This is a genomic window from Aminobacter sp. BA135 (assembly GCF_050859125.1).
In the GTDB taxonomy this organism is placed as follows: Bacteria; Pseudomonadota; Alphaproteobacteria; order Rhizobiales; family Rhizobiaceae; genus Aminobacter; species Aminobacter ciceronei.
In genome coordinates this window covers 5,094,239-5,108,158 of the sequence record NZ_CP139572.1, presented here as the reverse complement: position 1 = coordinate 5,108,158, position 13,920 = coordinate 5,094,239, and the positions used below count along the sequence as shown (strand labels likewise).

The 13,920-nt window shown below is 62.5% G+C and carries 9 protein-coding genes and 2 pseudogenes; 9 read left to right on the top strand and 2 right to left on the bottom strand.

Going from position 1 to position 13,920, the window contains the following annotated elements; all coding sequences use genetic code 11:
* Positions 1-26: 26 nt before the first annotated feature.
* Positions 27-2,390: a DGQHR domain-containing protein gene (locus SLT36_RS24825; RefSeq protein ID WP_167514571.1), complete on the bottom strand. Its 2,364-nt coding sequence runs from the start codon at positions 2,388-2,390 to the stop codon at positions 27-29.
* A gap of 167 nt (positions 2,391-2,557) precedes the next feature.
* On the opposite strand from SLT36_RS24825, the gene SLT36_RS24820 reads away from it, so the two are divergent.
* The 3 genes from SLT36_RS24820 to SLT36_RS24810 all read left to right on the top strand — a co-directional run bounded on the left by SLT36_RS24820 (position 2,558) and on the right by SLT36_RS24810 (position 6,156).
* Positions 2,558-3,832 carry a hypothetical protein gene (locus SLT36_RS24820; RefSeq protein WP_167514572.1) on the top strand — a complete coding sequence of 425 codons (1,275 nt, stop codon included), beginning with the start codon at positions 2,558-2,560 and terminating at the stop codon, positions 3,830-3,832.
* A 1,002-nt stretch (positions 3,833-4,834) separates the two neighbouring features.
* A complete protein-coding gene (locus SLT36_RS24815; RefSeq protein WP_109671438.1) occupies positions 4,835-5,026 on the top strand; it encodes a hypothetical protein in 192 nt (63 codons plus the stop codon).
* Between the two features lie 647 nt (positions 5,027-5,673).
* On the top strand, positions 5,674-6,156 hold the full coding sequence (locus tag SLT36_RS24810) for a ProQ/FINO family protein (protein ID WP_006329076.1): 483 nt from the start codon (positions 5,674-5,676) through the stop codon (positions 6,154-6,156).
* A gap of 277 nt (positions 6,157-6,433) precedes the next feature.
* On the opposite strand, the pseudogene SLT36_RS24805 reads toward SLT36_RS24810, so the two are convergent.
* Positions 6,434-6,841: pseudogene (locus SLT36_RS24805) on the bottom strand (Tn3 family transposase); the annotation flags it as partial.
* 722 nt (positions 6,842-7,563) lie between these two features.
* On the opposite strand from SLT36_RS24805, the gene SLT36_RS24800 reads away from it, so the two are divergent.
* From SLT36_RS24800 to SLT36_RS24775, 6 genes and pseudogenes are all read left to right on the top strand, one after another.
* Complete coding sequence (locus SLT36_RS24800) at positions 7,564-8,766, top strand: cytochrome P450 (RefSeq protein ID WP_432284818.1); 1,203 nt, start codon at positions 7,564-7,566, stop codon at positions 8,764-8,766.
* Between the two features lie 94 nt (positions 8,767-8,860).
* Positions 8,861-10,150 (top strand): cytochrome P450, encoded by a 1,290-nt coding sequence (locus SLT36_RS24795; RefSeq protein ID WP_432284817.1) that lies wholly within the window; start codon positions 8,861-8,863, stop codon positions 10,148-10,150.
* A 1-nt stretch (position 10,151) separates the two neighbouring features.
* Positions 10,152-10,439, top strand: a pseudogene (locus tag SLT36_RS24790) (ferredoxin); the annotation flags it as partial.
* Positions 10,440-10,457: 18 nt separating this feature from the next.
* Positions 10,458-11,282 carry an SDR family oxidoreductase gene (locus SLT36_RS24785; RefSeq protein ID WP_342780254.1) on the top strand — a complete coding sequence of 275 codons (825 nt, stop codon included), beginning with the start codon at positions 10,458-10,460 and terminating at the stop codon, positions 11,280-11,282.
* A complete protein-coding gene (locus tag SLT36_RS24780; protein ID WP_143976589.1) occupies positions 11,282-12,625 on the top strand; it encodes a cytochrome P450 in 1,344 nt (447 codons plus the stop codon). The genes SLT36_RS24785 and SLT36_RS24780 overlap by 1 nt, the downstream gene beginning before the upstream one ends.
* 150 nt (positions 12,626-12,775) lie before the next feature.
* Positions 12,776-13,741, top strand: a complete 966-nt coding sequence (locus SLT36_RS24775; RefSeq protein ID WP_097572437.1) for a polyprenyl synthetase family protein — start codon at positions 12,776-12,778, stop codon at positions 13,739-13,741.
* Positions 13,742-13,920: the final 179 nt, after the last annotated feature.

Here is a 13,920-nt window from a genome sequence, read left to right as displayed (position 1 = left end):
TCGAATATTGGTAAAACGCGTGACTGTTAGCCGGCGCTGTCACTTGAAGAATCGTCGAAGAGCAGCTGTTTGCGGCCGTCGACGGGCTCTCCCCCAAGGATGTGGCGCTTCACAAGTTCATGCACACGTCTCACATATTCGACCTTGTCCTTCGACAGCGGGCCTTTTTCTGCATGGTGCGTGACGGTGCGCGCCTTGTTGACTTTGCCGATCCACCGGACAAGCGTCGACTTGGCGCCTTTGCCGTAGAAATTGTAGCGATCCTTGAAAAGCTCCCAATTGCTGTCATGAAGCACAATGCCAAGATAGTCGATCAGATACAGATAGCGCCAACGCTCGTGCTCGCCATTGTCGTTGTTATAGTTCTTGTCGGCTTCAATCCGGATTGCCTTTGGCACGCCGGATAGCCACCACGCATCTTTCTCCTCACCAAACTTGGCCTTCAGCGTGGTCAGGACATCGTCGAAAAGAATTTGGTTGATCTCATCGATCATGATGCGAGCCTGTCGGGTTCCCTCGGCATCCTGGTTCTCCAGGTAGCGTTTGACCTCGGGGAGATCGAATGAGGGATCAGCGGTATGGATGATTGCCATCATCTGCAGGGCGTTTTGATCGACGCTGGCAAGCGAGCTGCCGCGGTTGCGAAAGCGGGCGATGTCAGATGGCGACGCATCATGAAAATAGGTGACTACGTGTTGCGCCAGCGGTCTGACGAGCTCGACGATATCGTCGGCTTCAAGCGACACCACGCGCGTTCCGTCGCGCTCGATGAAGACGATGAGCTTGCGGAGAAGAACAAGCAGTGCCCGCAGACCCAGGTTTGTGCAGAGATAGCCGCCCTTGGCATCGCCCAGTGCCCAGTGTTCCGGCACGCCATCCGCAAAAATGGCGAAGTAGCCCGACAAGGTGGAAGTCGCCTTTTTCATCATGGCGGCCGAGTCATCTGACAACGTACCCAGCGGGCCCGGGATCAGCCTGACACTACCCTTCTTGCCACCCGACTTGTGAACCGATCCGAGGAGACTGTTGCCCTCGATGCCATCCGCGAGAGAGGTGAGGGTCAGACACTGGAAATTGTCCTTCTGCTGACCGACTGTGAGTATGCGGTCACGGACCGGTGACTGCTTTTCCTCGTCCAACTTCAGCACGATGCGCGCGCACATCGCGTCCAGCCGCTTGCGGGGGTCCTCATCATCGATGTTGAGCGACGAGATGATTTCATTCACGAGATTGCGCTGAACCTTGACCTGCTGCGTATTGATGTCAACGAACATCTCTATTTCCTGCCGGACCGGCAGGTTCTGGTAAGCCAGAACGGAGACGACGGACCGATCCTCATCGGCATCGCGGCCTGCGTACGCGTAGCCATAGAGCCGATGCTGCCCATCGATGACCCATGCGGACCCGTATTGGCCGGGAAGATCGAGAGTGCCAGTCGCGGTATCTCCGAACGTTTCCTGGCTGTTGAAATTCAGGCCATCGAGCTTAACGTTGACGACGATGTTGGTTGGGAACGTGCCGCCGCGATCGAGATAGGCGCCGATTGATCGGAGCCGCGTAGGCTTCACCATGCGCTGGTACGTCTCGAGGTCTTCGTTGGATGTAGCGCCCATATGACTGATGTACGCGATGCGCAACAGGTCGTGGGGCGACATCAGGAAGCTGTAGAAGGTCGTATTGCCGACTTTGCCGCGGTTCGCCGGGACGCGCGTACGCAGGCCCTCAACTTTTTCACCCTTGAGATAACGGCCGAGAAACTGGTATCGCGCCGCCGATTTCAGAATGCTGGTGAGCTTAAAAAAATACGCGACGTCGGCCTCTGTGATAATCGGCACGCCTGCTGCCGCGGCACGTTGCCGGTCGGCAGTGCGGATGTCGACGTTTCGTGTTGCGATCGCGATTTTGACTTTCAGCTTTGGATCCCGGCCAAACGTCGAATGCACCGCGGTGACGACGTCTTCTCTGATCGCCCCAATCTTGTCGAGCAACTGCTTTACGGACTTGGTTGCAGTATCCTGTGCATGTGTGCATTCGACGACGAAAACCGTCTCATCGTCCTTCGCAAAAACATCGAGCTGCCGCCGTGACCCATCCTTCCCCATGATGTAGAAATTTCGATCAGGGTTTAGCGCCTTGAAGCCCATCCGGTAAAGCAGCGTCCAAACATCATCCTCGAGCTGCCGATCGATAGGCTTGGCACGCTCAAGGCGAAGCGACCGCTTGTTTCGCTTCGCGAGCGTCCACCCGTCCGCCTCTTCTGCCGCAAGCTTCATGTCTAGCGCGGCGGCTGAACCGGCCGACACCGTCTTCTCGTCCACCTTCTTCGCTCGCACGACGGACGCAACGCGCAGTTCGTCATCCGAAACCAACATCCCCAAAGAAGCCGCCATCGTCCTTCCCCGCATGCTTGCCGCATCAGTTTGACGCAAGTAATCCAATCCGACCCACCATTCACGTATTGCAGTAGAGTATCTACAGCACATATGCCCAAATCGTTGCGCTGTCTTTCTCGGCTCAGTAGAAGCGCTCCCACAAAAGTACCTGGAGCCGGCGGCACATGGCGCTCGGACAAAGACCCGCAATGTCGTTCGGCACATCGATCCGGCGCTATCTGGCGAAATTCCGCCGGATCATTTCTGAGGACTCGTCAAAAGAGGTACCCATGCCCGCCCTATTTGAAGACAAGAAAAGGGATAGGACGTCGCCAAAGAAAGCAGGTGAAGACGATTTTGCGTTTTACGACAGCTCAGCTCGCAAGCCTTTTGCCCTTTATCGTCAGCTCGTAAACGGATGGTTGGCGGAGTTCCCGCAAACGGAACAGGCCGACTTGGTCAAACGATTACGCGGCGGTTCGAACGTTCAATATCAAGCGACAATGGCCGAAATTGTTGTTCACGCAGCATTGCGCCGACTCGGGCATAACGTGGAAATTCATCCTTTCTGTCCGCATCCAACACGTAGACCAGACTTCTTGGTCAAGGATGCGAACGGAGGTCCTTTGGCCTTCGTAGAAGTCACGACATTCGGGCCGGACTTGGAGACAGTGGGCCGCGACAACCGTGAGGCAGCAATTTATAATGCTTTGGAAACGGTGAAGCTGCCAGCCGGATGGCTGATGGGTTACAGCGTCGAAAAGCACGGCAAATCATCACCCAGTCTTGGCAAGCTCAGGTCTGAAGTCGAAGCGTGGGGGGCACAGGAGTGTGGCGACAATGTTCAGCACATGCCCAGTCGCATTTTCGACGCTACTGACTGGAAGATCGAACTCACACTTCATGGTGGGTACGACAAGGAGAAGCTGTATGAGCGCAAGATTGCGGCTGCCATGAGCGGTGTGCGATCGGTTGCGCCGCATCTTGACCTCCGCCAGGCCCTTGAGATCAAGGGACAAAGGTACCGAATTTCCGAAACACCGTATCTAATCGTTGTTGCCGACTGCAAAGGATCGATTCCCGTAGGCGACCATGTTGCCGACGCACTGATTGACGCCTTGTTTGGAAGTCCCTGCGTTCATTTTCGCCGCCGGCCCGACGGCGGATTTGATACCGAAAATGACCGGACAAATGACGGCTACTGGGGACGCCACGGCGCTCCGCGCAATCGCAATGTGAGCGCCGTCGTCATATTTCCAGAGCCCAATCTTTGGAAACTGCGCGACGAACGTTGGCAACCACTCATCGCTTACAATCCGTTTGAAGCCAACCCGCTTTCTAGGGGACTGTTGCCGTTGCCTGGCTACGATCTCGATAGCGAAGCAGAATATGTGCGCAAAGGCGGCACGCAGCTTGCGGACATATTAGAACTTCCGGCGGCTTGGCCACCGGACGATTGAATGTTTATACCGCGAACACGATGTTCGCTTTTTGTGCTTCGAAAGTCGCATAAATGGCATTATCGAATTGGGAGTGATGTCCCGAATAATTGGCATCTCCAGTTGCCGCCCGGATAATCATTGGCGACGAACACCTCGAGATGGTCGACACCCTAAGCTTCATCGGTGAATCATATTTAAGCGGCAAGGGATCCTTCCCGAAATCGAGCGGCAGCGCGGGTCTTGCCGGCCGGCCGCATCGACTCGCCACGCCTCCGCTAGATCGAGCGGCGTAGCGCCTCCAACATTGAGTTCGCAGTGCCGCTGTCCTAGCCGGCGAAGATCGTGTTCGTCATCCCCGCGGTTCCGGCGGCGATGCACCCACCGCTGGCCCTCATCTGATGCGCGCTTCGCCCTGCGGACAGCAGACAGCGAAGCCGCCACGGCCGCGAAAATCTCGCAATGTCGGCTCGATTCCAGGTCCCGTCCGCCACTTTTGCGGGGTGATCCGTGCAGGTGCCTGGCGTGGATCGTGCCAACCATCCCCTGACCGCATCATTGCCAGCGTCCTCCTTCAGCCGGCCGAGCCTCGCGACGCCGGATCGATCATAACGATACTCTTCGAAGAACATTCTCTTTGTAGCAAGCGTGACGGTCTGCGCTGTCTTACCGAGTTTCAGCCTTTGCCATCGCCTCCTGTCCTCCCTGCCGCGCGTCACTCTAACCTGCTCTCATCACCTCACCTCACGCGGGAAAGAGTGTCGTTAACGTCATCCTGTGCGGGAAATGTCACAGCGATAAGACAGAACGCAGAAAAGCCGTAGTGGCGTCCTGCCAAGCAACCCTATTGCAGAGTCCACCGGGCCCGCCGGCGACATAATCAAGGAGCTCTCGCATAGGACAAGCCGGTGTTTGGTTCTCCCGGGTCATCTGCGATTTAAATCAAATCTGTCTGTGGATATTGACGATTGCGTGACCCTCACCTCGTAGACGGCTAACGCGGGCGGCAACTGAGAGGGTCATATGACAAGCGATTTTTCCGCCGCGCGAGTGCATCTAGATCGAGCATATCATTACCTGCGAGGCGATGACCCGATCAGCCAGAGAGGGCGCGAAGCCTTGGATCTGCTAATTGAGGCAGTTGCCGTCGAGGAGTTCAAGCAGCCGAGCCAAAACGCGGAGGTGCTAATGTTTCCGATTGGGCGCCGCTTCTGAGGCCGAATATTGCCCGTCAAGGCATGAGCCGAGTCGGCAATCGAATGGGAGTCCGAAGCCTGTCGCCCACAACCTTCTGAATTTCGCTGCGCCTATTGTCATCGGCGGCAGCTATTCCGGAATGGCCGCCGCCCGGCAGTTCCGCCGCGCCCGCGCCAGGTGCCGGGTTGTGGCGGAACGCTTTTTGCCAGCCATTCGCCTGCCTTCCTGTCCCAGGACGGCGTCGATCCGGCCGAGATCACGGAACGGTCGCCTGAGTAGCTTTCGCGCTACGCGACCCCCTGGTACGACGGAACGGCCGAACGGGTGAGAGGAGCCGCGACGGTTTCGGGTCCTACTGGCTGACGGCCCTCCGCGGAGGGCCGTCGAGTCTTTTTCGCTGCCGGCGTTTGAGATGCGCTGCCAAGGGTCAATGAGCTGGCGGAGATATGGGGGAACAGCATTCCACGACCCTGATGTATGGCTGTGAACTCTAACGGGACGGCTCGGCGTGATTGGTGCCGATCCTGCTCGGCTCACCAGGCACCTCGCTTGTCCGAATGAGGAGGTCTTTGCCCTGCGGAGCGAATGCTCATTTTTCCATAATCATTGCATATATCAGTGCTAGGAAGGTCCGAATTGGAAACGAAAACAATGGGGCGAGGCTTATGATGTTGAGCTGTAGCCGAGGCAAATCGCCTGCACAGCTTTTCCGCTATCTATCGGCCAAGTGGCCTGCGGCGTTCAATCCGAAAGCGCCCAGGCCGCTCAAGATCGGCATCCATCATGACATTCGGGTGCTCGACGGCGAACTGTCCGATGATGAATTGAGGAGAGCCCTGCTGGCGTATACCAAGATGGCCAAATACTTGGCGAGACTGGATGCCGGCGCCGCACGGGTCAATCTCGATGGCAAACCGGCCGGCGTGGTCTCGGATGCGGACGCGGCGACCGCCAAGGCTTTGCTTTGCTCCCGCAAGGACAAACAAAAGGGCAAGCAAACGCCGGAGCCAAGGGTAGAGCCTCAAGCGCCACCCAAACCAAAACCGAAGCGAACCGCCGTGTCCAAGGCGAAGAATACGGCCGACAGCCCGACCGGCATAATCGTTGAGACGAAGCGTCGCCGGTCATTCCGAAAGCCGATGACTTGATCGCCGCTGAGCGATAGCTCGCGCCGACCGGGACAGCCCTCAGGGTCGGAGCACATGGCGCCCGCGCCAATCCGAATTGCCGCGATCGCAATGGAGCTGCCGCATTCGCGCGCGAAAAACGGACTGGTCGGTCATCCCTTCTTCGGGATGAACGAAGGCCGGAGGCTATTCCGATGGTCGTTCTGGCTACCGCTGCGACCGTGATATTTCGGGATGGCAGTCAGATCGATGCCGGCCCAGATTGACTGTGGCCATACTGCTGCTCAACCTCCTCTCAGTTGATGACGTTGGAAAGAATGGGAAGCAGATTGGGAAATTCAGCGCGCAGGCCTGACGGCGCCAGCTTCTGCCGGGCGATCGCTTCAGGCGTGGCGGCAGGTGAACCCGAGCAGGCGGCAAAAAGCGACGCCAACGGCGCTCTGGCCATGGCTGTCGAATATTGGCCCTGAATCTCCACGTTGGTGCAGCGTCGCAGCACGCCCTTGATCATCGCGGCGACCTCCGAAGACGAACAGCGCTCGAGTTGCGAGAAAATGCAGGTCGAGCCCTTTTCGACATGCCAGTAGGTCATCACGCCGCGACCGCCATAGCGGACATGCCATTCCGTCATCAGGTTGCCGTCCCAAGCGCCGAACTTCTTGGACTCCGACGCGCAGGCCGTCCCGGCTTCGCCCCAGATGGCGGTGTTGCGGATAGCCAAAGTGTTGCATTGGCAACGCGCCCGCAAGCCGCCTCGAACGCGCCCCTAAGCAAGCACGTGAACCCCTGAGCCAACCTCCTATGGGTCAATAGGGTCAGGTGGCCTGCCATCATTCCAGGACAGGACAACTGACAAAGAAGGTGTCGCCTATCCGACACTCTTCTGTCGTCTTTGTTGGGTCCGCGACACCGGCCTATTTCGCCGAGCTCTTGTCTGGCCTCAGGCTAATCCGCTGAAAAGTAATCACAATGTTTTTCTTCTGCTGGGTCGGCCAAATTGGCACGAGTTTTGAAACTCCTTCGTTGGGAGCCGGGAGCCGCCGACCGACCTTCATTTCGTGGATGACACCGCGATCGATGAAACGGAGAAAGAAAAGCAAAATGTCAAATCCGCATCAGATAGCATTCTATGCAAGGGGCCTCGCCGAAACCGCCCCGTGCCCAAACAGGCTGCCGCCTTGTCGAACCCTTGCGCAGGAAATCTTGATGGCCGGCTGCGACTCAAAAGGCCCACCACACTCGTCTTATCCTGAACTCGAAGGCGCAGGATAAAGTTCTGCATCTCGCCGCGCGTATGCCTAGGCAGTTACACGTTGGCCGATCTTGATAATCGAGTCTGGCTACGCCGCGGAGGACGTCTACATGCCATCGTCATTCGCTGCCCGCAGCGCCTTCCGCCCTTCCATCGCTAGAGAGTGAAGTGCCACCATGTCCGAACAACCCTTGCCGACGCTGCCGATGTGGCGCGTCGACCACATCGAGCCCTCGCCCGAGATGTTGGCGCTACGCGCCAACGGTCCGATCCACCGCGTGCGCTTCCCCTCCGGGCACAAAGGCTGGTGGGTGACAGGCTACGACGAAGCCAAGGCGGCGCTGTCCGACGCGGCGTTCCGGCCGGCGGGAATGCCGCCGGCGGCATTCACCCCGGATTCGGTGATTCTCGGTTCGCCGGGGTGGCTGGTCTCGCATGAGGGGGGCGAGCATGCCCGGTTACGCACGATCGTGGCGCCTGCCTTCAGCAACCGCAGGGTGAAGCTGCTCGCGCAGCAGGTCGAGGCGATCGCCGCGCAGCTGTTCGAGACGCTGGCGGCCCAGCCCCAGCCCGCCGACCTGAAGCGCCACCTCTCCTTTCCGCTGCCGGCCATGGTCATCAGCGCGCTGATGGGCGTGCCTTACGAGGATCACGCCTTTTTCGCCGGGCTGTCCGACGAGGTGATGACGCACCAGCATGAAAGCGGCCCGCGCAGCGCGTCGCGCCTGGCCTGGGAAGAACTGCGCGCCTACATTCGCGGCAAGATGTGGGACAAGCGCCAGGATCCGGGCGACAACCTGCTGACGGATCTGCTCGCGGCGGTCGAGCAGGGCAATGCGACCGAGGAAGAGGCGATCGGCCTGGCGGCGGGGATGCTGGTGGCGGGGCACGAGAGCACCGTCGCGCAGATCGAATTCGGCCTGCTGGCCATGTTCCGCCATCCGCAACAGCGCGAACGCCTAGTCGGCGATCCATCCCTGGTGGACAAGGCGGTGGAGGAAATCCTGCGCATGTACCCGCCGGGCGCGGGCTGGGACGGCATCATGCGCTATCCGAGGACCGACGTGACTATCGCGGGCGTGCATATTCCCGCGGAGAGCAAGGTGCTGGTCGGCCTGCCGGCGACGTCGTTCGATCCGCGCCATTTCGACGACCCGGAAACCTTCGACATCGGACGCGACGAAAATCCGCACCTGACGTTTTCGCACGGGCCGCACTACTGCATCGGCATGGCGCTGGCCAGGCTGGAACTCAAGGTGGTGGTCGGTTCGATCTTCCAGCGCTTTCCCGCGCTGCGCCTGGCCGTGGCGCCCGAAGAACTAAAGTTGCGCAAGGAGATCATCACTGGCGGGTTCGAGGAGTTCCCGGTGCTCTGGTGATGCGCGGACGCCGCCCGGAATCGCGATCTACTCCGCAATTTGCCAACGCGCCTGGCACGCGCCGGTCAGATCAGCCAGCCAACAGGTAACCAAGATGGACGTGCAAGAAACCACGGCAGCATGCCGGGACGCCTTCGCCGAACTTGCGTCGCCAGCGTGTATCCAAGACCCGTATCCGTTCATGCGGTGGTTGCGCGAGCACGATCCGGTGCATCGTGCGGCGTCGGGCCTTTTTCTGTTGAGCCGCCACGCCGACATCTACTGGGCGCTCAAGGCCACGGGCGATGTGTTTCGGGGACCGGCGCCGGGCGAACTGGCGCGCTATTTCCCGCGTGCGGCGACCAGCCTGTCACTCAATCTGCTGGCGTCCACGCTAGCGATGAAGGACCCACCGACGCATACGCGTCTGCGCCGGCTGATCTCGCGCGATTTCACCATGCGCCAGATCGACAACCTGCGGCCGAGCATCGCGCGCATCGTCGCAGCGCGCCTGGACGGCATGGCGCCCGCGCTGGAGCGCGGGGAGGCGGTGGACCTGCATTGGGAATTCGCGCTGGCCTTGCCCATGCTGGTCTTCGCCGAACTGTTCGGCATGCCCCAGGACGACATGTTCGGGCTTGCCGCCGGCATCGGCGCCATTCTGGAAGGCCTGAGCCCACACGCCAGCGATCCCCAGCTCGCCGCGGCGGACGCGGCCAGCGCCAGGGTGCAGGCCTACTTTAGCGACCTCATACAGCGCAAGCGCACCGATCCCTGCAACGACATCGTGTCGATGGTGGTCGGCGTACACGACGACGATGCTGACACGCTGTCGGATGCGGAGTTGATCAGCATGCTGTGGGGCATGCTGCTGGGCGGCTTCGCCACCACTGCTGCAACCATCGACCATGCGGTCCTGGCGATGCTGGCGTATCCCGAACAGCGGCACTGGCTGCAGCGAGACGCCGTGGGGGTGAAGGCATTCGTCGAAGAAGTCTTGCGCTGCGACGCGCCTGCCATGTTCAGCTCCATTCCGCGTATCGCCCAGCGCGACATCGAACTGGGCGGCGTGGTGATCCCGAAGAACGCGGACGTGCGCGTGCTGATCGCGGCCGGCAATCGCGACCCGGACGCCTTCGCCGACCCCGACCGCTTCAATCCCGCGCGGTTCTACGGCACCACTCCTGGCATGTCGACCGACGGGAAGATCATGCTGAGCTTCGGCCACGGCATCCACTTCTGCCTCGGTGCGCAACTGGCCCGGGTGCAGTTGGCCGAGAGCCTGCCGCGGATCCAGGCGCGCTTCCCCACGCTGGCATTGGCCGAGCAGCCGACCCGGGAACCCTCCGCGTTCCTTAGGACGTTCCGCGCGCTGCCGGTGCGGCTGCATGCGCAGGGGGGCTGAGATGCGCGTCGTGATCGATCAGGATCTGTGCGGAACCACCGGGCAGTGCGTGCTGACGCTGCCGGGCACCTTTCGCCAGCGCGAACCGGACGGCGTGGCGGAAGTGTGCGTGGCGACGGTCTCGCAGGCGCTGCACGCCGCCGTGCGGCTCGCGGCCAGCCAGTGCCCGGTCGCCGCTATTCGGGTCATCGAAAGCGAGGCTGGCGATGACGAGCGCGCCAGCGCCGACCCTGCGCCTTCTCCGGCGCAGGCTGAGCGGCATGCCGCGAAAGACCAACGCAACCCAGGAGGACGGTTTGAAGGCAAGGTGGCCGTGGTGACCGGCGCCGGCGCCGGCATCGGCAAGGCATGCGCCCTCGCTATCGCGCGCGAGGGCGGCAGAGTGGTGGTGGCCGACATTGATGGCTCGGCGGCCGTCGCCTGCACCGCGCAGATCGCGGCCGAAGCGGGCCACGCGCTGGCCCTGGCCATGGACATCGCCGATGCGCAGGCGGTGGCAGCGCTGTTCGAGACGGCGGAGCGGCACTTCGGTGGGGTCGACCTGCTGGTGAACAACGCGAGCGCCATGCATCTGACACCGCGCGACCGCCCGATCCTCGACCTGGACCTGGCGGTCTGGGATCAGACCATGGCGACCAATCTGCGCGGCACGCTGCTCTGCTGCCGGGAGGCCATCCCACGAATGATCGCCCGCGGCGGTGGCGCGATCGTCAACATGTCGTCGTGCCAAGGGCTCAGCGGTGACACCGCGCAGACGTCCTACGCCGCGTCGAAGGCGGCGATGAACATGCTATCGACCTCGCTCGCGACCCAGTACGGTCATGCGCAGATCCGCTGCAACGCGGTTGCGCCGGGTCTCATCATGACCGAGCGTCTCCTCGCCAAGCTGGACGAGTGCATGCAACGGCATCTGAGCCGGCACCAGCTCCTGCAGCGCGTCGGCCGCCCCGAGGACGTGGCCGCGCTGGTGGCGTTCCTGCTCTCCGACGATGCTGCGTTCATCACCGGCCAGGTCCTGTGCATCGACGGCGGCATGCTGGCGCATGTGCCGACGTACGCCGACGGTGGCAACAGCCGCGCCGCGCGGCCTGCCGGCGACACCGCCGAAGCGGCCGCGGCGCCGCGCTGCTGATGGACATGCTGCTCAACCCGCTGGACCGTCGGCACCGGCTGCGGGACGACATCCCGGTCGTGCCCGGCGCTTTCCCCCTGGTCGGGCATCTTCCCGCCATCGTCTGCGACCTGCCGCGCCTGCTGCGGCGCGCGGAACGGACGCTGGGCAGCCACTTCTGGCTGGATTTCGGCCCTGCCGGACACCTGATGACCTGCGTGGATCCAGATGCGTTCGCACTGCTCCGGCACAAGGACGTGTCCTCGGCTCTGATCGAAGAGATCGCGCCCGAATTGCTTGGCGGAACGTTGGTCGCCCAGGACGGCGGCGCGCACCGGCAGGCGCGCGACGCGATCAAGGCGGCCTTCCTGCCCAAGGGGCTGACCCAGGCCGGCATCGGCAACCTGTTCGCGCCCGTCATCCAGGCGCGGGTGCAGGCGTGGCGCGACCGCGGCGACGTGACCATCCTGCGCGAGACCGGCGACCTGATGCTCAAGCTCATCTTCAGCCTCATGGGAATCCCAGCGCAGGATTTGCCGGGATGGCATCGCAAATACCGGCAACTGCTGCAGTTGATCGTCGCGCCCCCGGTCGACCTGCCCGGACTCCCCTTGCGGCGCGGCCGCGCCGCCCGCGACTGGATCGACGCGCAGTTGCGCCAGTTCGTCCGCGACGCGCGCGCGCATGCCGCGCGCACTGGGTTGATCAATGACATGGTGAGCGCCTTCGATCGCGGCGACGATGCGCTCTCCGACGACGTCCTGGTCGCCAATATCCGCTTGCTGCTGCTTGCCGGCCACGACACCACCGCCTCGACGATGGCCTGGATGGTGATCGAGCTGGCGCGGCAGCCTGGGCTGTGGGACGCCCTGGTCGAGGAGGCGCAACGCGTGGGCGCGGTGCCGACCCGGCACGCGGACCTGGCGCAGTGTCCGGTCGCCGAGGCGCTGTTCCGCGAGACGCTGCGCGTGCATCCGGCGACCACGCTCCTGCCGCGTCGCGCGCTGCAGGAATTGCAACTCGGCCAACGGCGCATTCCTGCGGGCACCCATCTGTGCATCCCGCTGCTGCATTTGTCGACCTCTGCGCTGCTGCACGAGGCGCCTGATCAGTTCCGCCTGGCACGGTGGCTGCAACGCACGGAGCCGATCCGGCCGGTGGACATGCTGCAGTTCGGTACCGGCCCACACGTCTGCATCGGTTACCACCTGGTATGGCTGGAAATGGTGCAGTTCTGCATCGCCTTGGCACTGACCATGCACAAGGCCGGGGTGCGGCCGCGGTTGCTGAGCGCCGTCGAAAAAGGTCGGCGCTATTTCCCGACAGCACATCCGTCCATGAAAATCCGCATCGGATTCTCATGAGCTGGCATCGCATGCCCCGTGTGGCGAGGCAACTGCGCCGGCGACGCGCGGCAATGCTGCACTCGGCGCGCGCGCTCGGTGCGACGCCGCCAACACCGCGGCGGCTCGGACGCTCGCCGTGGCCGTGCCAGGTACAAGGACATGAACGACATGCAGACCGCTTCTACGCTACACGACGACGCGCAGGCGCGCGGCGCATCCGGCAGGCTGCCGCCGGAGATCTGGATGCAGGACGGCGCAAGGCGGGTCGAACAGGCGCTGGCGCGTCTTCTCTGCGCCGAAGACGACGGTGAGACCGAGCTGATGGCGGCGATGCGCTACGCCACCTTGCATGGCGGAAAGCGCACCCGCGCCTTGCTCTGTCTGGCTACCGGCGCACTGGCCGACACGCCGGCGCACATGCTCGACGATGTCGGCGCCGCCATCGAGATGATGCACGCCTGTACCCTGGTCCACGACGACCTGCCCGCAATGGACGATGACGTGCTTCGCCGCGGCCTTCCGACCGTGCACGTCAAGTTCGGCGAAGCCACTGCGATCCTGGTCGGCGATGCGCTGCAGGCGCACGCCTTCCTGACCCTGGCGAGCCTGGATGCGCCGGGCGACAACCGTATCGCGCTCGTGCGCGAACTGGCGCAGGCGGTGTCCGCCGAGGGTGCCGCAGGCGGGCAGGCCATGGATCTGTCGCTGGTCGGAAAGCACGTCGAGCTGGACAGGATCGTGGCGATGCACCGGATGAAGAGCGGAGCACTAGTGCGCGCGTCCGTTCGCATGGGCGCGCTATGCGCCATCGCGGAGGATGCCGCCCACGCTGCGCTGTACTGTGCGCTCGATCGCTACTCCGCCTGTTTCGGCCTGGCGTTGCAGGTGGTCGACGACATTCTCGACGCGACAGCGGATACCGCGACGTTGGGCAAGACCCCCGGCAAGGACGCGGCGGCGCAGAAGCCGACCTGTGCGTCGATCATGGGGCTGCAGGCAGCGCGCCAGTTGGCGCTGGATCTGTTGCGCGACGCCGGGGAGGCCATCGCCCCGCTGGGAACGCGTGCGGAACGGTTGGCGCAGATGCTGCAGCGGGCCAACGCGTATCTGTTCAAGCACGCGCCATGCGCATGAGCGCGCCCGTCCGCATGGAGTCGCCCCTGTGCCGCTGCGATCGATCGGCCGGCGTGAGCGGTGCATGCTGCACTGTGTCCAAGTCGGCGGCGGCGATCGCAGCGGTTGCCCAGCACAGCCGCGGCGCACGCGGCGCGCTGCGCCCAAGCCTATGCGGTGGACCGGCCCCAGCATGGGGC